Below are 22,668 nucleotides of genomic sequence, written 5' to 3'. Positions count from 1 at the left end.
GAGTGATCAGATCAACTGACCACTCTTTTTTAGTTGTTATGGGTGGATGTGCTCGTTCGACAGTAAATGAGTAGATCAACCATTTTTATATTCTCATGATCAGTTAGACCCGGAGCCAAAGGAGCAGATACATAAGACTAGGGCTGTGGTAAACTGTTGTCAATATGTTGGAGACGGTCGCTGATGCAATAACATCTGTTTGTCGATCTGATTTTATTTCAGAATGGAAGGGGTATTTCTAATGAAACATTTGAAGAAAAAGATGCTTGGGGGAACGAGTTTGGCTCTGTCCCTATTTATGTTGTCCGCCTGTGGATCTGAGGTAGCTACGACAGGAGCATCTGTAGATACAAGTGCTTTGCAGGAGAAGATTGCAGGGCTTGAGAAGAAACTGGTGGAGCAGGGAGCCAAGAGCGTTGAGCAGGAGCAAAAGATCGCAGCACTTGAGACCAAGTTGAATGAGTTGAGTACAAGTGTGATTGCGGTAGGTGAGGCTGGTGGTCAAACGCCTGTAACATCGGGAAACAACGGATCGGCCGGGAAAGGCGATGGGGTGCTGATTACCTTTGCCCAGTATGAGAAGCTTGAGGTTGGCATGTCGGTGGGAGATGTCATCGAGATCCTCGGCGGCGAAGGTGAAGCGCTGAGTGAAGCGGAGAACATGGTGGTGTACAACTATAAAGGCACAGCCGGCAATGGTGCCAATGCGGTTATTGCTTTTCAAGGCGGGAAGCTGTTGACGAAGGCGCAGTCGGGATTGAAGTAAAGAGCACGGATTAAGGAGCATTCTTTTCAGGGTACCGTGGAGGTATCCGGAAGGGATGTTTTTTGTTGTTTATTTTTGCGCTATGGAGAGGTTTGGTGTAGGTTGGGCACGATAAATTAGGGCTAGGGGTTTCTTTTCAGTGGCAGGTGTGATAGAACTGAGAAGTGGCTATCCTGTAATGGGATAAGCGGTTGTGAATCGGGAACATAGCTGGTTACAGAAAGGATGCTTAACGGATGTACGTTGTATGCAAAGAACACGTGGACATTGCCATCGACATGTTTGTCGATGAGTATGAGGACGCTCCAGATATCGTTGATCTGAAGGAGACGGAATTTGCCGACTGGGACCCGCCTGCGAAATGCGCCGAGTGCGAACAGCATGCGGAATTTCTCGTCGTTTAGCGTACTGTAGGACTTAGATGGCCGGAGGCGTGACTTAAGGTGGCGCTTCGGGCTGACTTTCCATCCGGTATGAACATCACAGCAAGAAGCCAAGGAGAGCGTGATGAGCGCTCTTTTTGTCTTTGTGGGGAATTGGTGGCGGTTGGTAGCAGCTTGGAGTTGGGCGAGGGTCGTAGAGGCTAATGTGGATTAGGGTAGAGTAGGAGAAGATTAAGGTAGGTAGGTGCCGAGTTCCGAGTTGGGAGTGAAATAGGTTGTAGCAAAGGTGCAAGGTGTGTAGGTAATAGAAATGGAAGCCCGGGCATGGGGGAAAGTGAAGTTAGGTGGCAGCGATGTGGGCAGGGACATGGGTGTGGCGGGGCGGAGTAACTCTAAAGAACCTGACGTACCTTATTCGTGGCAAATACCGCCTGGTTGAAATCTAACGAATCGTAGACACGTTATGTTACTGAAAAGGCCTCGAAAGTGGTGGGGAGTGCTCGGTGGGTGCGGAATAGCGTGTTTCAGATTCGTTAGATTTTAAAGTAGCCGAAATGGGGCTGAATAAGGTGTGTGGGATTCGTTAGAATTTGGAGAAATGTGTAGTATAGGTATAATACAGTTGGAACGAACGATGCGATGAAGCATCTTACTTATAGAATATCTCGCAAGACAATTTAGGAGGAATGAATTTCATGTTTATTCAGATTATTGGCGTAGGCAAATTGAAGGAAAAGTATCTCACGCTGGGCATTCAAGAATATGCCAAGCGTCTCGCCCCGTACATCAAGTTTCAGATGATCGAGGTCGCAGACGAAAAGGCGCCCGATACCCTAAGCGAAGCTGAGGTTCGGGCGGTAAAAGAGCGCGAGGGCGAACGCATCCTCGCGCATGTGAAGAGCGAGGCGCATGTTGTCGCGCTCGCGTTGGATGGCCAGCTCTGGAGTTCCGAGGAGCTGGCATTGGAGATCGACAAGCTCGGCACGTATGGGACGAGCCATGTCGTGTTTGTCATCGGAGGAAGCCACGGGCTCTCCGATGAGGTGTTGCGCCGCGCGAAGCAGCGCTTGAGCTTCGGGCGCATGACCCTGCCGCATCAGCTTATGCGGCTGGTGCTGGTGGAGCAGATTTATCGCGCGGTGAAGATAAATCGGGGGGAACCGTACCACAAGTAAGAACACTCATGTCCGCATACTTATGTCCCTACCCTTGAAAACTTGCAAAAATGTGAAAATAATTGGGGAGTAGAGAGTAGCTACTTCTAACCGCCACCTTATTTCAATGGAAAATGGATCGATGAACTCTCGAATGAATTAGGTCTTTTCTACGTAAGTATTGAAGAATCATACACTCAAGAAACATATCTTCATTTGTAAGTCACATCGAGCTTCCCGATGTGACTTTTTGTGTAAAAGTTGATTCTAATTAAATTCTGCATATATCTCATTTGGCACCTCTTGTTACCATAGAAGTAAAGGGGAGAAATTATATGGATAAAAAGATTAAACTACTATTCACAAAAGATATATTGAAAGAGTCCGCACAATGTTTTGGAATACGTGAGAACTCCATTATCGAATTAAATGGGTTTCAAAATTTCGTTTATTCCGGCGTCGTTGAAAATAGAGAAGTCATTTTAAGAATTACGCATGTCACCCATCGAAATGAATTATTAACAAGAGCGGAACTAGATTTCATCATGTTTCTGGCTGATCGCGGAATGAAAGTAGCAAGGCCTATTCAATCTTCATCAGGGGATCTTATTCATATCATTGACGGGTCCTTTATCGTGACAGCTTTTGAGAAAGCACCAGGCAGAAATGCAGTAATCGCCGAGGAGAGCAATACGTTTTATGAAAATATTGGACAAATGGTCGGGAAAATACATAAGTTATCTCTTAATTACTCGACCCAAAACCCACGCCATGAATGGAGTGGTAATACGCTATTAGAATCTTTTAAGAAGTATTGTCCGTTAGAATTACACAGTAACTATGATCGTATAATTAATGAAATTAGTGCCCTGCCCAAGGAAAAAAATACATACGGTCTTATTCATGGGGATATCAGCCCTGGCAATTATCTTAATGATGGGGATAAAGCCTTTATTATTGACTATGATGAGGTGGAATATAGCTGGTTTGTTTCTGATATTGCTACACCATTATTTTATGAAATCCCAATTCCTTGGGTTGTGTCTGGAGATGTGAGGAAGGAGATTGCAAAACGGTACTATTGCAATTTCTTAAATGGCTATTGCAAGGAATACACTGTAAGCCAAAGCCAGTTAAACAAAGTTCCACTATTTATAAATTTAAGGCAAGCTAGAGTTTTAGCTGCGCTCTATAGAAGCAGAGACTTTAACGCTCCTGATTGGACTGAATGGTATGAGCAAGCCCGACGCTTTTACTATGAAAATTTATTAAATAACACGCCTTATATTGATATGGACTTTTTGAGTTAACAGGTGAACCCTGCCACAATTAGGGCGAAAGGCTTTTGATGAAAATATGGCTTTATCCCGATTAGCGGAGTAGAGGCTTTACACACAAAAAAGATCCAATCACCTGAAATGACTGGACCCTCAATCATAAACTTAAATTTCAAAATCAAGAGTACCCTGTTCGGTTATTTCAAAGGGACCAGGTGTGACAACTGCATCGGGTCTCTTTGTTCCGAAAAAGTCGGAGTCGAAATGATATGGACTGCCGTCCGGCTCTTCAAACTTCATGTTGGCGTGATAAGTCTTTCCAAGCAGATCGGTGGTAACTAACATTGCAGAGGTTCCCCGAAGCAATTCGGGATCATGGATCTGAATGTGCACTTTGCCTAGTGCAGGATCCATCTCAATTTTTACGCCCTTCTGTGCAACTATCTTCGCATCCGATTCGTGACGACTTGGAACCGCATCGTTAAGAAATACATTGCCACCCATAGCTACCGGAAGAACGGCATTGCCTATAAAGAAATCCTTTGCGGCATCGCCAAGCTCCATAAGCTCCTCTTTGGTGTATTCCCACCATTTCTTATCTTTCACATCAGGATGTTGATCGTAGCCGCCAAGTCCCACAGCATGCAGATAACATATGGAATTGTCCGGAACACCATCCATGACCGTCTTCCCGTCCTCTCCAACTTCATCTCTTGGTTTAAGCGGAAGATGCTCAAAAAAGGTGATGGGAACAGGCTCCTTATTAGGATCATTGTCACCTATAAAGATATTGTTGTAGTACCTGTCATCGCCTCCAGTGATATTAGAGTATCCGGCCATAGCCGTTTCGTGAGGGAAGTGATATGGCGTAATACGAGTAATTTCGGAACGAACTACAAATCGGCCTGCAAACATATTATGAGCAAATGCCCCGCCCTGAGCCATATTTCTGAAATTCATCGGAGAGAGAAATAGATTGTGATCGACCATATACGGACCATGGCAAACCTCAACGAAAAGGTCTTCCGAAAGATTGTCAAAAAATACATTACGGCTGATGCGAGTGCCCTGTGCCTGCCAGTCCAGCCAAAGCGCACGGTAACAGCTATACATTATATTTTCGCTAATTTGAGTATCCAGGGAAGCATGAAGCTTAATTCCCGCAACTTCGGCACCGTGTCTGAGTCGTTTGTGGTGAATATTATAAATACGGTTCTGATATATGTGGCTGAAGGCTGCTCCCATATGACCCACAATACCTGCCTGTTCACAATCGTGAATCACATTACCTCGAACTGTGTGACTGCCGATGTTATCTTTGTGCCAGCCGGAGCGTAATGCTTGTAAAATAACCTCCTGCTCGCGTTGAGTACCACCTTTACTATGCTTCTCCAAAGACCTGGTGTGCCCTGTACCGATTTCGGTACCCAGGCTAATACCAACGCATTTGGATTCACTGATTATATTGTTTTCAATAATCCAGCCCTTGCTCCAGTGAGGTCCGATCAAACCTTCCTGATAATCCGTAGGTGGTGCCCATTGGGGGGAGGCTTGACGAAGAGTGAAACCGCTTACGGTGATGAAGTTAATTCCCGGTTTCTCAGGCCAGAAGCAATAAGGACGTACATTAATTTCTACATTTTCCTTACAAGGATCTTTTCCACCAAAGTTGGCCCAGATTTTTGTTGTTGTAGAATCAACCTCGGCATACCATTTTAACAATGAATCCTTGGGATACTTGGCTTCGGACCAAACTTCAGGGTTGTGAACGCTTTCAATATTATCGCATTCATACAATGATTTGCCATCCAAATAGACATCGCCGAGATGAATTGGGAAGGGCCCGTCAAACAACCAGTCTCCACTGAGCTCTACCTCATAGGGATTGCGAATGGAAAAGAGGGAATTGAGCACTTCTGTGCTCCAGACATGGTTTCCTTCGGACTTCCAGTTGGCAATCCGCTCAGCTCCTGTAATCACGACTTCCCCGTCTCCTGCGGATCGATATACGATTCTATGCTCCGCTGTTCCTCCATTAGCCGGGTTAACCCATTCCCTGTATACTCCCGCATGAACAATAACTGTATCACCAGCCATGGCATAAGCCGCAGCGCGTGATATGGTACGAAGGGGTTGATCCGCTGTTCCTTTTCCTTGATCATTCCCATGTATGGATACATGATATTCCATAACAACTCTCCTTCTATTTTAAAATTATTGTTGTATCCCGTTATTATACTAGAAAATAATTATAATGGCAGAGATAGGAAGGTGTATGTTAGCCTGAATTGATATTGATAAAAGGTAAAACCACATCCACTACCCTATGAAGTTGTGGATTTTTGCGTATTAAAGTCTTCTAGCTATTGTTAAAAGCTATGACTAGCCATGCTTTTTTCATATAACAAGCATTCCTTTCCATCATGCTATACTCATTAGACTAAAAAGTTAGAAGGAGAAATAGTTATGATACCATTTCGTAATGATCATGTAGGTAGCTTTCTACGTCCTGCAGATTTAAGTCAGGCACGTGAACAATATAAATCAGGCAACATCACATATGAGGAATTAAGAGCTGTGGAAGATAAAGAGATTATTCGAATTATTGAAAAGCAAAAGGAAAATGGCGTATTGGCAGTTACGGATGGTGAATTCCGCAGAAGCTGGTGGCATTTTGATTTTCTGGGCGGCTTGGATGGCGTAGAGTTGTATGAGCAAATAGATGGACCGAAATTCCATAATATGCAAACGCGCAAGGGCGGGATTCGTGTTGTTGGTAAAGTTGATTTCTCGAGTCATCCCTTTGTTCAGGATTTTGAGTTTTTGAAAAAGCATGCAGGTGACGCTGTGGCGAAACAGACCATTCCAAGTCCCAACATGCTTCTATATCGATTGGAGAATGACGCTAACATCTATACGGACCGAGAGCAATTCCTTCAGGATACGATTGCGGCGTATCAAAAAGCAATTCAAGCCTTCTATGATGCAGGATGTCGATACCTGCAATTAGATGATACAGCTTGGGCAGACCTGTTCTCAGAAGCTGGTCACGATAAGCTACGTGCTAAAGGTCTGGAACCGGCGGAAGAGTTGAAAACGATGCAGCGCATGATTAATGAATCCTTGTCTCATAAACCGGCAGATTTAGTGGTGACGATGCATATTTGTCGTGGTAACTATAAATCGAACTATTTCTCAACGGGTGGTTATGATTACGCTTCTGAAGTTATCTTTGGAGGCTTAAACGTAGATGGATTATTCTTAGAATTTGATGATGAGCGCTCAGGTGGTTTCGAGCCATTAAAATATGTGAATCGAAAAGATTTGAAAATCGTGCTTGGTTTACTCACATCGAAAACAGGCGAGTTAGAGGATAAAGAACACATTAAAGCTCGGATTGCAGAGGCGGCAACCTATGTACCACTTGAGCAACTTTGTTTGAGTCCACAATGTGGCTTTTCATCTACAGAAGAAGGCAATATTTTAACGGAAGAACAGCAATGGCGTAAACTTCGTTATGTGAAGGGAATTGCAGAAGAAGTTTGGAATTAATCCATTTAAATAACGGAGGGGATGTAAAATGACAATTCAAGCAGACCAAGAGACAATTATCGTTGAAGCGTTCATTAATGGTCAGAATGTAAAATCCCTTTCGCAGTTAGCAAAAGAGAATCCGACAAACCCAACTGAGATCGTAGGTTATTTCCCTGTCACTACGAAAGAACAAGCGGTTGAAGCGATTGAAGCAGCGGCAGGGGCTTTTAAAACATGGAAGAAGACCTCCATTGATGAACGCATTATGATGATGCGCAAGGCGATAGAAAAGATTAGAGCAGCTGAGAATGAAATTGTACAATTGCTGTCTAGAGAGCATGGCAAGCCCCTGTATGATGCACACGGTGAAATTTATGTTTCGTTAATGTGGATGGAGTTTGCTTGTAATGAAGCTAAATCAGCTCTACAGGAAGAGATCAAAGAGCATGAGAATGGTAAAACGATTCTTTCCTATGATCCCATTGGTGTGGTGGCTGCGATTAGTCCATGGAACTATCCCATTGCTTTATCTACGATTAAGATCGCTCCTGCCTTACTTGCGGGTAACACCATTGTGCTTAAACCAAGTCCATATGCGCCACTGGCGGCAGCGAAAGTGGCAGAGATTATTGCGAGTGAGTTCCCGGGTGGTGTAATCAATGTCGTTCATGGTGCTGCGGATGTGGGCGTTGAACTGACTAGTAATCCTCTTGTTACGAAAATCGCCTTTACAGGTGGAACCGAAACAGCTAAGCATATTATTAAAGCGGCTTCGGAAACGATTAAGGATATGACGCTTGAGCTTGGTGGTAATGATGCGGCTATCTTCTTGGAAAGCTTTGATGTTCATGATGAGCGAGCAATGCGCCGGATTGTCATTTCTAATTTCTTGACAGCAGGTCAGATCTGTATGATCGCCAAACGTGTGTATGTGCACCGTTCTATATATGATGAGTTTGTGGAAAAATATATAGAGGCGGCTAATCGCTGGATTCGAATTGGTGACCCATTTGATTCAAATACGACAGTAGGTCCGGTTAATAATCTGAAGCAGAAAAATTATGTGCTTGGTTTGGTTGAAGATGCGCAAAAGCGTGGGGCTAAGGTCATCCCTCTCGGTCAAATTCTTGATCAGAAGCTGTTTGAACAAGGTTACTACCTACAACCTACGCTTGTCTTAGGTTGCGATGTTCATGATCCGATTGTAGTGGAGGAACAGTTTGGTCCTACGGTTCCGATTCTTCCATTTGACGATGAAGAGCAGGTTATTCATCTACACAATGAAAGTATATATGGATTGACGAGTTCTGTGTGGGGGAAGGAAGAGGATGCCATCTCCGTCGCACGTCAACTCGAAGCTGGAACGACTATGATCAATACAGCTGCTGTGCAGGGGCTCGACGTTCGGTTCCCTTTCGGTGGCTTCAAGCAATCTGGTATTGGCCGTGAATATGGCGCAGAAGGTATCCGCACGTATACAGAAAAACATGTCATCAACGTTCCGAAGACACTGGATCTTCCTTATATACCAGAATAAATCTTATAGCACACCACTTCGCATCGTACAGGGGAATGTACATGTAAAGTTGAATGTAGGCTCTAACTTTGCGCTTTGTTTACTGATTTTTAAGAATCAGTAGACAGGGCGTTTTTTTGTCAGATCAGTTTGACAGTGGTGACTTTTTTAGAGAGAAAATACCCCCACATCTGATGGAGGTGACGCTGAAAAAATAAAGAAGCCACTCCATTGATGGAGTGGCTTGATACTCAGCTATTATACGGTGAACGTCGGCTATTTTCTACCTAGTGTCTCCCAAATTCCATGGAGCCAGGAATCGAACTCAGCATCTTTGTCGCCCTCGTAAGTATCATAAATATCCAGACGTGTCTTTTGCAGTTTTTCCTTGAATTGCTCGAATGTGTGACCTTCAGGAAGGCTTTTTTTAATCCGTAGCAAAATTTTGTTAGTACCTTTAAACAGCTCACCTTTGTTTTTGGCAGGCATTTGTACATCTTCATCCAACTGCTTGAGCTTGTGATATGCGGCTTCGCGCACTTGAAACACTTGATCAGCTTTCAAAACATGCTGCAGCAATTTAATGGTAGGGGCTGTATTCCAGTTCCCCAATTCGTTCACTGCATTCAGTCTTTCTCTCCAGCTCGACGTCCGGTTAGCCGCTCGTTTGAGCTCTTCAAAGTTCTCCGGTAGTTCGTTAACTGCTCCAATATCATGGTTGTTCGTCAAAATTCAATCTCCTTAATCATCGCCATCTCGGCAGAATGATGAATGTTATTTATGTGATCACTATTATAGCACGAACCTGACTAAACTACTCCTATGAAGCCGATTGGTTAGCCTTTTCCTTAATGAAGTCCACCATATACACCCAACCAATTAGTCCACATAAGACAAAACCAAACGCATGCAGAGATCCATAAATGGGAATAAAATCGAGTATGGTTAAGGAGTACATATTTTTTAGTAACGGATAGAAGATGGAAATGACAACAACCGTGTAAAAGGCTAGACAAGAAAGGCCTAAGAAAAAGGCTGCCTTAATATCCAAAGCATTTTTCCTCAAGTAAGTAAGGAGATAAGCGGTGTAAACCACAATATTACAGGCGAACAAAGTGACACCAATGTATTCAATTGGCTTGGAGAAAATCATACCAATAGCAATCAAGATTGGTCCGATGATATCGATGGCAACGACCCAAGGATACCAGCTTTTCTTCGTCATGATGCGTCCCAGTGCACCAATAAAAATCGGAACGATCGCAGATGAGAAATGAAAGTGGAGCGAGCTTAACGCGTGCGTTGAAGGATTAGCTTGGAACAGGTTCAATTGATATTGATATAAGGTAAACCAAATGCCCCCGATAAAAAAATAAACGAGCCCCGCACCAATCGCTATTTCAGCTGCTTTTCCTTTAGAGATTACAATCGTGGTCAAGCCATAGATGCCAAGCAGCAGTGTGAACAGTAGCCATCCAAGAGACAGAATCCCTGGGATTTCCGTACTTTCTAACCCCCACATCTTATTACTCATTACCGAGGCCAGGGTAAGAAGCGCAGCGGGAAATTGAAGCCATTTCATAGCAGCATAAATCATTCGTTGATGTTCATTCTTTTCGTCATGGTTCAAAAGTAAAATCACAAGAGGTACAATGACAAAAGCCGCAAAAAGTAGAAATTTTTCAACAAGTTCGAATTGGAAGTAATCAAGATAAAATATCAGAATGGCTATGATTCCACCGGGAAACACGGGTGCTAATAATGATTTCATTCGTTGTTTCAAGGAACTATCCATGGGGCTTCCTTTCTAACTACGTTTATCGTAATAACTGTCTGCATCCAGTTGTGTAGCGTCTTTAATATAGATCGGCGATTCTTCTTTTAGTAGTCTAACACATTTATTTGTCGATATATGAACGCTCTTCAAAGGGAAGCCTTCTGGTATTATCAAGCCCGATTGAGATTGACTGGACAAGCACCGCCTGATAATACTGAAGACTTTTTAAAGACTTTCGCCATACTTGTGATACGATGAACCGTACTACAAATAGAGCAAAATCTAGAATTGGATACTACAAAGGTGCATACAAAGGAACCCTTTAACTTTATTTAAAGGGTTCCTTTGTATTTATTACATGAGGAGGCTTAGATGGGGTAAGTTTTGAAAGCAAGCAATATGAAGGCTATACATAGAATAAGGCAAAAGACAAAGACAAATTGATTTCCTTTAATTTCTTTTATAGAATACGCACCAAAAAGCAGAGCTAAGTTAATTAGCATAAGTGTGAAGTTACTAAAAACAGTAATTGATAAAATAAAGGTAATTAAAAACACCAGAAGGATAAATAAGAGCCACTTAGGATACATACTTAGATGAGCACGAATTGCACGCATTTTGTCCACCCTCCTTTAATATACATAATTCGACAATAAATGATTATATGGTACTATTTACTAATAAATTTATTAATACTAGAATTATTAGTGTGTTAATTATACCATTATACGGGAAGAAAGGAAGGAATACATGTTTAAAAAGTTTATGGCAGTGGTACTAAGTGTTACATTATTGGGCAGTTCATCTGCATTCGCAGCAACGGATTCTACAGGAGGAAACACCGAAAAACAAGAATGGCAGAATACATCTGAAGTTATACTTCAGGGGGAACTAGTAGGAACTAAGGTACAAGATGTATCATATATTAGAGAAGTCGACTCGGAGGGTGAGATTAAGGTTACACTTACTACTAACACTCATTATGATTTACTGCCTACAGCAAGTGAAGAGCAAAGGGAAGTTCTTCAAGATGATATTAGAACAGATATAATTGAAGCAACTAAGGATAATGAATTATTGCTTAATGGAGAAGAGGTAACTGATGAGGCTAATCTAATTCCTAATTTTGCTTCTAAATCGGTTACTAGTCCTACAGCTTTTGCTGTTGCTGCCAATGATAAAGGTGGTATTCCGTCTGTTTGCCATTATTATGGAAACTTTACGAACTACAGCTATGGTTGCTATAATGGAGTCTCAGTATTTGGAAATCCTAAGGGAAGTAATGTTCAAAAGTCTAATATTCCTATTTCCAACACTTACGCTACTAGAGCTCAGACTACTATTGATACATTTCAAATAAACTACAACTCTATGACATCAAATTTGAAAGCCTTTGTTGGTTTAACAGGATTAACAATAATCGGTATTGAGACTATTATTGGAGCTGTAGTAGCTGGAGGAGCTGCGGGAAAAGCTGCATCTGATGTGTATGGTAACTACAACGATGCCAATGATAACCTCAAGAAAGCTTATGGATATATAAGTAGTATGTAATATTACTTATAAGCTACCCTGTAATTCGTAAACTGGTTAGAGCTCAGCTCTGTTTAATGGTTTACAATATCAAAAGCAACTGTTCTTTTGCAAATGTTGGGCTAACCTTCATTCTGACAAAGAACAGTTTTTTTTATAAAAGAGATATTATGACTATATATCAGGCAATCTTATCTTTATTTCTTGAAAAATCTCCTCTTAAATATATAAATAAGATAATGTTATAATTACTATTATATTACATTTAAGTATAATAATTATTTGATAGTAAATTAAGATATATAATCTAAGAAACTACTCAATATGTTAGATGATAAGCGCCAGCTTATTGTTAGTTTCTGAGACTTTCTGAAGTAGGCAAAGCCCCTTCTGCTGACAACATGGCAGAGGGTGCTTTGCTTAAAAAATGCTTTTCGGTTCCCTCTTTAAAGGCGAACTCAATGCTGCTAATACCCTATTTATTGTCCAGCATAGCCTTCGGATGCAACAATTCGATTCCTCCAGCATTGTTCGATCCAACAACATCACCTGCATGAAAAGGTCTAAGTTCTGCATCTTGTATCATTTGGATAACCGTATTTTTTTCTTCCTCGCTTAATATAGTGGGATTAATCATACCGATTCTGATTTCTTTTACTTGCCCTGCATCAAGTTTCTCTTTAAATTGTTCTGCCCACTTCCTATCCGCTCCGCTTCCTGTGGAGCAACTTGAAACGATCAGTATAAAACCGACAATCACTAAGATAATACCTGAGATCCGTCCAGCATTTAATGCTAAGTCACTTGGCTCCGCATCTTTAAACTTCCATCCCAGTCTTACATACCAAGCAAAGTAAGGCCAAATCGCCATAATTAATCCTATGATTAAAACTACAACACCTATAATTCCTGTCAAACAATCACATCCTGTATATGTTAATTATTCTATTTAATATGATAAATACTTTTTAAAGTTTCTTATATGTAGATCTCCCTCGCTACATGTAAGTAATCTATCAACTTCCTTTGAAAACAAAAAAAGCCGCGCATCACGCGGCTCTCCATTTGATTTTAACGCCCGCCCGTATTGGAAGCCCAGACAGGAATCCAACTGTTCGGATAATTGCTGTTGGTCAGGGTTGTGTTATAGAGAACTAAATTCCCATCACTTTGCATGACCAGTGTATCACCTGTTGTGTTAGCCGGTAAGCTGCTCCCGTGATGACCTGGAATCCATGAGGTGGTATTGGGAGACCAGGCAGCTACCTGTACAGAAGTATCAATCATCAAAACTTTGTCCCATCCCCAACCGGTGTAATATTCAAATTTACCTGTAGCCGGGTTGAAACCATAACGATAACCATATTGGTAAACGTCTTGATATTTCATGCCATATTTATAGATGACAGGTTTCCCGTACTGTGATTCAAAATTGAACGAAAGAGCCCCACTGTTACTAGTTCCGCTGCTCCAGAGAGAAGAACCGTTTTGATAGATAACAAAGTTTCCGTCATTCTGCCAAATGGCTGAGAACCTGCCATCTTGGGAGGTGAGATAGTCACCCTTTGCCATGCTTTGGCCGATCGTGAGCTTATCACCAAGATAGCCAGCAGAAGCTGTTGCTGGTACGGCAAATGCAAGAATCAACAAGCAAGCCATAAGAATGCGAAAAGATCTGGGAAAAAGTCGTTTGTTCATTGGACACGCTCCTATTTTTCTTATAATGGTTAAAGTTAAATGCATAGAACAACAAATCCTTACAGCTATTGCATGTTTCTGCGTTGTATTCAGTCAGGAGCGGTGAGGTAACACGTCCCCATCTGGTGTAAAACGGGAAATAAGATCTAAAATGCTCCCAACGGTCACCTCCTTTAATAGAAAGTGTGAAAATCTTTAATACATATTATGTAATGGGATGTGTGTGTTTTAGGAGATGGAAGCTAAGTGTTTCTTTAGTAGAGGAGTTGTATCATCAGATAAAAATACATACTTTATTTTCCATTATAGCAACAAAAAATATAAAATCCATATTTTTCTATATAAAATTTTGAATCTATCACTTACGTCCAATGCGTCATAACTTCTCGTCTCCTGAGCTAGAAAAAATCCTATTATGGCTTGAATAAATTGAAGCTAAACACTAACTTTGGTGTAGCTCGAGACATAGGTTTTCATCTCCTCTATCAATCCTCAATTTTTTTACATCCATTTTATATATTTAATGATTTTTATGAATTGAACTATGGTAAAATATCTCAGGATCTAAAATTGGAGAGGGGTTTTTTCATTCATGTTTTGGAAAAAAGTTTTGGGTAAAAGCACACTGCGTGTAGCCACCGCTGCACTATTACTCACGCAACTATTGGGCGCAGCAGGTTCTGTCTCTGCCGCAGGTAACGATGTAGAAGTACACTTGATTGGAATCAATGATTTCCACGGTCAGTTAGATACGACATCAATCGTGGGTGATAAGAAGGCAGGAACGGCTCCAATTCTAGCAACCTATCTCAAAGAAGCTCAAGCCAAATATGAACACTCCCTACTCTTCCATAATGGAGACTCTGTTGGTGCATCTGCTCCAGCCTCATCTTTGGATCGTGACGAGCCTACCATGGAATGGATGAATATGATGGGCTTCGATGTAGGGTCCTTAGGGAATCACGAATTCGACCAAGGTGTCGCTGCTTTAAAGGCACAGATCTTTGGTGGCCTTGATCCAAAAGAAGGTAAGGTAACGCATGCCGGTGCAAAATTTGATTACGTCAATGCAAACGTGATTGAAACTGCCACAGGAAAAACATTGATTAAGCCGTATGTGATTAAAGAAGTGGGCGGAGTCAAAATTGGATTTATCGGACTAGTGACGAAATCAACACCTGCCAAAGTATCTCCATCTGGGACAGCTGGCGTACGTTTCTTAAGCGCAGAAGAAGAAGTGGAAGCCGTTAATAAATATGCTAAAGAATTGCAAGACCAAGGTGTAGAAACGATCATTGTTTTGGCACATGATCCAGCAACAACCAAAGAAGGCGTAACCACTGGAGAAGCAGCTGATCTGGCAAAAGCTTTACCAGCGGACTCCCCTGTTGACGTTATCGTTGCAGGTGACAATCATGCTTTGGCTAACGGTGAAGTGAATGGAAAGTTGATCGTTCAAGCTTATTCCTATGGTACGGCGTTTGAAGATATCAAACTGATGATTGACCCTGCCACCGGGGATGTAACTGAAAAATCAGCGACTGTTACAACGACTCTCCAAGAGGGTGTAAAAGAAGACCCTGAATCTTTAGCGATTATTAAAAAATCATTAGACAAGCATCCTGAGCTGACGAAGCCAGTAGGTACAACGGACGGTTCTGTTACCCGTACAGATGCTTATAATAACGAAGCCCCTCTAGGCAACCTCATTGCAGATTCAATGCGTGAAGCAGACTTTGGGGATGAGGCAAGTGCTGCTGACTTTGCATTTATGAATCCAGGCGGTATTCGTGCGGATCTGCCACAAGGCGATGTGACCTTTGCTGATCTTGCCAAAATCCAACCGTTTGGTAATACTCTAGTAAAACTTGAGCTGACTGGCGAACAGGTTAAAACCTTGTTGCAGCAGCAATGGGGTACCAATGCTGACGGTACACCTAATACCAAAACACTCCAAATCTCTGGTTTGAAATACACTGCAGATTTCAATAAGCCGGTGGCAGAACGCGTTACAGGTCTCAGTCTTGAAGATGGAACAACGATTGATCCTGCAAAAACATATACGGCTGTAGTTAACAACTTTATGGCTGCAGGTGGAGATAACTATAAAGTGCTGCTGGATGCTAAATCATCCCTGGCAGGTCCTATCGATCTGGATGTATTCTACCAATACATCGTAGACACGTATAAAGGCGGTAGCATCGAAGCTAAAAATGAAGGACGTATCACAAACCTGGCTGCATCTACCGAGCCAACAGAAACACCTGTAACAACAGAAGTCATTTCTCGTGCTGAATTTGTAAGTGCTCTGGTCGACATGTTGAAACTTAACGAAGTAGCTACAGCACCTGCATTCAAAGATGTTGCGGCTAATGCTGCATATGCAGATGCGATTGCTGAAGCTATGCATGCTGGATTCATTCAAGGTTATGGTGGAAACTTCTATCCTGATCGGGATATCACACGTGAAGAAGCTGCTACCATTCTTGCTAAATTGGTAAAAGATCAAGCGACTGATAAAGACGCTGCTACAATTATTGCAAGTTTCGAAGATGGTAAATCCGTGTCTGCCTATGCAATTAAACCTATGGCAAAACTGATTGACAAAGGTATTTTTGCTGGAACAGATAAAAAATCACTTCAACCTAAACTAGGTCTGACTACTAACGATGCAAAAGCATTAATTGAAAAAGCTGTTGCAGCAAAAGCTTCATAATGTAAAACTTATTCAAACTTTATATTAAAACAGAGAAACACATCCTATCGGGCGAATGAGCATTCCTCTACGGATAAACCCTCTCAACAAGTAGTTCTTCAATTGGTGAAAAGGGTTTATCCAGGAGAATGCCATATTCCAATTTAGGATGTTTTTTTTATGCTTAAAATCCACGATTCTATGGAGAAATCCATGTTTGAATTAGCTCTATGCTCTGGTTACCGCTTAGTGTTCAGAATTTGGTAAGGGCTCTACAGTAAAATGGTAAGGCAAGCCATATGAACTTGATGAATTTTATCAGTTTCTGTTGTAAGGATGGAATGGCCAAAGGAAAGGGAAAAAGTTTCTGGTTGCTGCAAAAATTTTAGAAGTGGAGGAGATTTTCGTTTGAAACAAAAACGCAATATAGGTAAACCGTTATTGTCTTTATTTCTGGCAATGTTGCTCGTCTTGCAGACAGTGATATACTCCACCGCCGCATATGCGGAGAGTGTGCCAACCGATTCCGGAATGGAAGCGGTCATTGAATCTGACTCACCGAGTGCCGACGAACCACTTTCGATACCTGAGGCAGTGTACGATGCACCGAATAGTTTCGTAGCGATGGCGGCAGTCCCAATGGACAAAACAGCGGTATTTATGGAATCTAATTCAACCTTTCCGCTGGAAGTGACACAGGGGAATGCTGTTATTAATCCGAACGGTATTATTCAGGGTAGACAGCCCTTTACGCTCAAATCGGAAGGTCTCAAGGTACCAGTGAATGGTGATGACCCAAATCCAACTAATGCAGATCCTGAGAAATACATCCAAAAGGGTGACTGGATCGAGCTGAAAAGAGAAGATTACTTCAAGGAAGTGGTGCTGCCAACAGCTACTAAAACCTTGAATGCACAGACGGAATCAGGTACAAAACAGCTGGGCACCGCCTATTTCACTCCAAATAGCATTAAGATTGTATTTAACGGTGAAGATAATTTTTTCAATGGTGTTGGACGAGGTATTGCCTTCAGCTTTGAATCTACTGCCAATGCAGATATAACGGGACTAGCGTATGGCGATAAAAAGCCGATCAACATCTTTGGTGGTGCATATCAGCTAGAGAACCCAGATGTTACAGCAGAGTATAACATTACTTTAAGCTCGCCTGGAATGATCAGGTGGGATCAGTATGGTTACCGCGGGATTCAGCCAGCGCAATTGGTTGAAGGTGCAATTACTTGGGAGTCAAACGTCTCTGCATTCGATCAGTTTGATAAAACAGTCAAATTGCCGTTAGACGGGAAGACATTCTATACGAATCCAGCCACTTATAATACGGGTTTTGGAAATGTCCGTGGTATCTATAAGGAGGGTTCATTCAAAGTAAACGGCCAAAATGTAACGCCAGTCATTGGGGCCGACGGATCGCTGACTTACATATTTCCGCAGGGAACAGGTCTAGATCCAAAGGTTGAATATAAAACATGGATTCCAAAGGAAGCTTATTATTACGAACATCGGAATCCGCCAAACAATCTTGGTCGCAGCTACCGGGACATGAATGGCAAAGTGGAACTGAGACAGGACAACAACATGTTGGTACAGGCAGGTCAGGAGATTTCTTTTGCTCCCGACTGGATTCAAGCCAGCGCTTCGTATGACCATGCGAATGAAACCATTACATGGAAGATCGCGGTTAACCAATATAATAAAAAAGAGTTAAAGGACTTTACCATCACAAATGTATTACCGGCTGGGCTGGAATTTGAATCGGCTGCATGGCAGACATGGGTAGATGGCGCTGTATCTGAAGAAACGCCAATTACACCAGATTCAAACGGCGTGTATTCCTTCGGGGATATTAACGGAAAAGTCGAATTGTTGATTAAAAGCAAGGCGATAAGTGGTTCCAGCTTCCAAATTGACCCTCGTGCCAACTGGAATTTGGATACACCAGGGGTTATACAGAACAACGATGTAATGACGGGTAAAAGACCTATTGCGGTGACAGATGAGGCAGTCGTCAGCATTGGCGCACACACGTTTACAAAAACAGGCGCAGTATCAACCGAGGATTATAACCTGGGCAGTATCACGTGGACCGTTAATCTAGCACCACAGTATGCCTTACCTAACGCGGTAGTATACGATGTCCTTGTGCATGGCGGTGACTTGAACGTCTTGGACAACGCTGTAGATGAAACCAGCGAGGTGAGTGCGGAGACAATTGCGAAAATTAAAGCAAATATCACTTCTGCGCAGCTTTGGAAGCAGTACAAAGCGGGAACTCTGAAGTCGAATGCAACCGGATTGACGATGAAAGCTATTCCATTAACCGTGGACGGTAAAGTGGTGGCGGATTTGATCAAGGTGACCGGATACACCGAAGAAGCGGCATCCTTCAGCTTCCGTGCACTTGAGACCAACCCGAACATTCTCTTCAGACAGGATATTAACGCAGGGAAAACTGTTTCGAATCGGGCTTTGCTCATTGATGGCGAAACCGTAAAAAAAGCAGATAACAGCGCCAACCTACACCTGCATATGTTGAACAAGGATATGCTCTTTGCTTCGAGGCCATTAAAAGTAGATGGTACTTATGACAATGTGACGCCGAATTACGTTAGCAGTTACATTAGAAATGATAACAATGAAGCATGGACAATTTCTGGCTATGACAGGACAACCAAGACGGTCACATTCCGTTTAGGGGTTAATATGCCTGGATATAACACAGAAGAAATGGCTAAGGATGGCGGTAATCGAGTCATTAGTAATATTAAGCTAGTGGATACACTTCCCGAAGGCTGGGAATTCGTTCCTTTCTCTGAAACTAAGGATTTTGAGCTTTGGAAAGGATTTTCGGACAATGGTGCAGGAACAGAATATGGTGTTAGAAACGATGCTAGAACTCTAATTGAACCAGGTACTAGTTCTCATGTAGTCCATTTTTCACACATTGGAAACGAGGGTACTTTCACCTTCTCCAAGTTGGAAAGTCCTTATATCATTCTGGTGAAGGCAAGACCTTCCAACGATGCTCTGCAGAAGTATTTAGAGGAATACACCATCAACGGTACAGACAAACAGGTGCTGTATAACAAAGCCGACCTTCATATGTCATGGGGTGGAGTGGAGAAGGTTGTCACCGAACAGCGCAAAGTTATTGTACCTATTCAGACCCTTGGAAAGTCGGTAACTAAGCCAGTTCCAGGAGTGCTGGAATGGACGGTGAACTATACCCCGCCATTTAACATGAAGCAGGGTGTTTATTTGCAGGATACCCTGGGTGCAGGCATGAATTTGCGTTATGAAGAAAACGGAAAGCTTGTGCTGACATCACCTAGTATGGCAGTCTATCCTGCTAAATTGACCGCAAGCGGCACTCTTGAACGAGAGGGCGCAGCACTGGACCTCAGCGACCCGAATGCTGAAGTTCAAGTAGAAGCTACACCAGGCACGGGTGGCGCTACGGTTCTAACATTTAAAATGGACGACCCTAATCAGTTTTACCAGTTTGTGTACCAAACAGAAGTTGATCCATCTAAAGCGAAAGCTGGAGACACAATGGGCAACGAGGTAAAACTGGAGGGCGATGACAATCTGAAATCTGTCAGTGCCAGAAGCGAAAGTACGCTGGACAGTTCGGACGTGGCTGGCAGTTCAAGTTCCAATGCTCTGTTGCCTCTGAAAAAGGTAGATCCCAATGGCAATCCGCTAAAAGACGTAGAGTTTACACTCTATAAGAAAGACGGCGGAACTATAATCACCAAAGGAAAAACCGATAGCGGAGGGAAACTTAATCTGCTATTCCCTGATCCAGGGTATTATGAGCTGAAAGAAACTTATATTGACACCAATACTTGGCTGCCAACTACAAGAGTATACCAAGTATATGTAGGGAATACGCCAGGGAAGCCCATCTGGGTTGACGGGGTGAAATTAACCTCTGATAATCCACTGATCGTGCCTACACCGGCCCAAGGCAAGCTGACCATTACCAATAAGGTGGAAGGCAACGGCAGTGATCCGGACAAGGAGTTCGAGTACACCGTGACCATCACCGGCGAAGGTAAGGACAGAGAGTATACCTATAAGAAGTCGGATGATACGTTTGGCACGATCAAGAGCGGAGGCAAGATTACCCTTAAGCACGGGGAATCTGTGACGTTCCCAGCCTTGCCTGCGGATCTGGTCTATACCGTAACCGAGGCTGATTATACATCCGTTGATGGTTATACGACGACACCGGGTACGAGGGAGCTGTCTGGCTCAATCGTGAATAAAGGTGATCACAAGGCGGACTTTATCAATGAACGGACCGTTAACAAGCTGACCATCAGCAATACGGTCATGGGCAACGGCGGCGATAAAACGAAGGAGTTCGAGTACACCGTCAACTTTGAGGATACAGGCAAAGAGGAAAGTTACTCTTACTTGAAGACGGACGGCAGCACAGGTTCGATCAAGTCCGGCGGTAAATTCCGCCTTAAGGATGGAGCGGCACTGGATATTTTGGGTCTGCCTAAGAATCTGAAATACACAGTTACCCAACAAGATTACACAACCGATGAATACATGACTACTCCTGAAGAACGGTACTATACCGGGGTCATGAAAGGCATTGATGAAGATGCCCCATTCACGAACGTACGAGTCTTGAAGGGCGGCCTATTAATCAGCAACACAGTTAAAGGCAAAGATGAAGACAAGAAGAAGCTGTTTAAGTACACGGTTGCCTTCACCGGCGAGGGATCGGACGAATCCTACGTCTATGAGAAATCAGACGGCAGCAAGGGTATGATCAAGAGCGGTGAGAGCTTTGAGCTTACAGATGGACAGACGCTCATTGTCCAAGGGCTTCCAACCAATCTTCAGTACAAAGTGACCCAAGATGATTATACGGAAGATGGCTATGTGACTGATCCAGAGAGTCTCATTCACATTGGCACTATTCCAGAGAAAAAATGGTCTGAAGCACATTTTGCCAATACCCGACCGTATCTGGAAGGCGTGTTGCGTAACAATAACACAGGAGAAGTCATTCCGAATGCACCGATTACGGTAACCGATCTGAAGACAGGCGAAGAGATTCAGACGCAGACGAATGAGAAGGGTGAATATTCAATTCCAGCCGTAGCGGATACCGACTATACGATCAGATATACGAAGATGTATCGGGTAGGCGGTAAGGATGTACCTGTTGAGTTTACGCAGAAAGCAAATGTGAACAGCAGTGTAACGGACGAGACTGTTCCAGCGGACATTACGGCCGTGGGGATCATTCTGTTCAAACAACTGGATGGAACAACAGTGCTATTCAACGATTTGTTGACTAGCCAGATGCATATCTATTTGAAAGACAAGGATGGCATTTATGTTAAGGAAAACGGCCAACCTAAAGCATTTCCTATGGCTTCGAATGGAACTTTCTCTGTGGAAGGGCTAAGCGAGCAAAAGTACACAATGGAAGTTCGCTATCAAGCTGAGACCGGCGAGGAATTGCTCCTCAAAGTGGCGCAACTTGACGTTAAAGCTAACGGAGAACTGAATATTTCAGAGGAGTTAGTCGACCCTTACGGTACGGTCTATGATGAAACGACAGGAGATGCCGTCACTGGCAAGAAAATTGATGGAGCCAAAGTTACACTGTATTATGCGGATACGCAGCGGAATAGAGATAACGGCCGCATTCCGGGTACGAAAGTAACACTTCCAAAGGTTCCAAATTTCCCACCGTACGACAACGAGAGCCCGGAGCAGAGTAGTGATGCAGATGGCTTCTATGCGTACATGGTGTTTCCTGAAGCGGATTACTATCTGATCGTAACGAAAGACGGATACGAAACGCACACAAGTGGTACCATTTCAGTCGATTTTGACATTGTCAGGTACGATGTGCCAATGAAGCCAATTAGTTCTGGTGGCGGCAATGGTAACAACGGAGGCGGCACCGTAACGCCTGGTCCAGGCACCGTAACGCCAGATCCGGGCACGGTAACGCCAGATCCGGGCACGGTAACGCCAGATCCAGGCACGGTAACGCCAGATCCAGGCACGGTAACGCCAGATCCGGGCACGGTAACGCCAGATCCGGGCACGGTAACGCCAGATCCGGGCACGGTAACGCCAGACCCAGGCACGGTAACGCCTGAACCGGGCACGGTAACGCCTGACCCAGGCACCGTAACGCCTGACCCAGGCACCGTAACGCCTGAACCGGGCAATGGTAACGATCAGCTTAAGAAGAACGATAGCAACGAGTTGGACGATGCTCCGAAAACTGGAGATAACAGCGTATCGCCATTCTTGTATATGGTTTTGGCGCTGAT

The 22,668-nt window shown here is 43.2% G+C and carries 14 protein-coding genes and 1 pseudogene; 9 read left to right on the top strand and 6 right to left on the bottom strand.

Going from position 1 to position 22,668, the window contains the following annotated elements; genetic code table 11:
• Positions 1-241: 241 nt before the first annotated feature.
• From EL84_RS32475 to EL84_RS05665, 4 genes are all read left to right on the top strand, one after another.
• Positions 242-766 (top strand): hypothetical protein, encoded by a 525-nt coding sequence (locus tag EL84_RS32475; protein WP_053061397.1) that lies wholly within the window; start codon positions 242-244, stop codon positions 764-766.
• A gap of 236 nt (positions 767-1,002) precedes the next feature.
• The gene (locus EL84_RS31200) at positions 1,003-1,170 is read left to right on the top strand and encodes a CxxH/CxxC protein (protein WP_017691462.1); all 168 of its coding nucleotides are present in this window, start codon (positions 1,003-1,005) and stop codon (positions 1,168-1,170) included.
• Between the two features lie 674 nt (positions 1,171-1,844).
• Positions 1,845-2,324, top strand: a complete 480-nt coding sequence (gene rlmH, locus EL84_RS05670; RefSeq protein WP_017691463.1) for a 23S rRNA (pseudouridine(1915)-N(3))-methyltransferase RlmH — start codon at positions 1,845-1,847, stop codon at positions 2,322-2,324.
• A gap of 314 nt (positions 2,325-2,638) precedes the next feature.
• A complete protein-coding gene (locus EL84_RS05665) occupies positions 2,639-3,613 on the top strand; it encodes a phosphotransferase enzyme family protein (protein ID WP_047841015.1) in 975 nt (324 codons plus the stop codon).
• 132 nt (positions 3,614-3,745) lie between these two features.
• On the opposite strand, the gene EL84_RS05660 is transcribed toward EL84_RS05665, so the two are convergent.
• Positions 3,746-5,770: a right-handed parallel beta-helix repeat-containing protein gene (locus EL84_RS05660; RefSeq protein WP_047841014.1), complete on the bottom strand. Its 2,025-nt coding sequence runs from the start codon at positions 5,768-5,770 to the stop codon at positions 3,746-3,748.
• A gap of 276 nt (positions 5,771-6,046) precedes the next feature.
• Here EL84_RS05660 and EL84_RS05655 point away from each other — a divergent pair, with 276 nt between their 5' ends.
• Complete coding sequence (locus EL84_RS05655) at positions 6,047-7,132, top strand: 5-methyltetrahydropteroyltriglutamate--homocysteine S-methyltransferase (RefSeq protein WP_047841013.1); 1,086 nt, start codon at positions 6,047-6,049, stop codon at positions 7,130-7,132.
• A 28-nt stretch (positions 7,133-7,160) separates the two neighbouring features.
• Positions 7,161-8,651: an aldehyde dehydrogenase family protein gene (locus EL84_RS05650; RefSeq protein WP_047841012.1), complete on the top strand. Its 1,491-nt coding sequence runs from the start codon at positions 7,161-7,163 to the stop codon at positions 8,649-8,651.
• A gap of 255 nt (positions 8,652-8,906) precedes the next feature.
• Here the strand turns inward: EL84_RS05650 and EL84_RS05645 are convergent, their stop codons facing one another.
• On the bottom strand, positions 8,907-9,359 hold the full coding sequence (locus EL84_RS05645; RefSeq protein WP_047841011.1) for a HEAT repeat domain-containing protein: 453 nt from the start codon (positions 9,357-9,359) through the stop codon (positions 8,907-8,909).
• Positions 9,360-9,450: 91 nt separating this feature from the next.
• Positions 9,451-10,425 carry a YndJ family transporter gene (locus EL84_RS05640; protein ID WP_047841010.1) on the bottom strand — a complete coding sequence of 325 codons (975 nt, stop codon included), beginning with the start codon at positions 10,423-10,425 and terminating at the stop codon, positions 9,451-9,453.
• Positions 10,426-11,157: 732 nt separating this feature from the next.
• Between EL84_RS05640 and EL84_RS05630 the strand changes: the two genes are divergently transcribed.
• Positions 11,158-11,961 carry a hypothetical protein gene (locus tag EL84_RS05630; RefSeq protein WP_047841008.1) on the top strand — a complete coding sequence of 268 codons (804 nt, stop codon included), beginning with the start codon at positions 11,158-11,160 and terminating at the stop codon, positions 11,959-11,961.
• 454 nt (positions 11,962-12,415) lie between these two features.
• Here EL84_RS05630 and EL84_RS05625 read toward each other — a convergent pair whose 3' ends face one another.
• Together EL84_RS05625 and EL84_RS30730 are read right to left on the bottom strand one after the other, a co-directional pair.
• Entirely contained in the window at positions 12,416-12,856 is a 441-nt protein-coding gene (locus tag EL84_RS05625; RefSeq protein ID WP_047841007.1) for a DUF6199 family natural product biosynthesis protein, read from the bottom strand.
• A gap of 155 nt (positions 12,857-13,011) precedes the next feature.
• Complete coding sequence (locus EL84_RS30730; RefSeq protein WP_053061396.1) at positions 13,012-13,638, bottom strand: hypothetical protein; 627 nt, start codon at positions 13,636-13,638, stop codon at positions 13,012-13,014.
• Positions 13,639-14,230: 592 nt separating this feature from the next.
• Between EL84_RS30730 and EL84_RS05615 the strand changes: the two genes are divergently transcribed.
• Positions 14,231-16,354 carry a bifunctional metallophosphatase/5'-nucleotidase gene (locus tag EL84_RS05615; RefSeq protein ID WP_047841006.1) on the top strand — a complete coding sequence of 708 codons (2,124 nt, stop codon included), beginning with the start codon at positions 14,231-14,233 and terminating at the stop codon, positions 16,352-16,354.
• Between the two features lie 315 nt (positions 16,355-16,669).
• Positions 16,670-21,553 (top strand): annotated as a pseudogene (locus EL84_RS05610) (DUF5979 domain-containing protein); the annotation flags it as partial.
• 599 nt (positions 21,554-22,152) lie between these two features.
• Here EL84_RS05610 and EL84_RS33045 read toward each other — a convergent pair.
• Positions 22,153-22,500: a hypothetical protein gene (locus tag EL84_RS33045; RefSeq protein ID WP_414855711.1), complete on the bottom strand. Its 348-nt coding sequence runs from the start codon at positions 22,498-22,500 to the stop codon at positions 22,153-22,155.
• Positions 22,501-22,668: the final 168 nt, after the last annotated feature.

The sequence above is a fragment of the Paenibacillus sp. VT-400 genome (assembly GCF_001029205.1).
Lineage (GTDB): Bacteria > Bacillota > Bacilli > Paenibacillales > Paenibacillaceae > Paenibacillus > Paenibacillus amylolyticus.
Note: the sequence above shows the minus strand (reverse complement) of the source record. Positions and strands in the feature narration are given on the sequence as shown.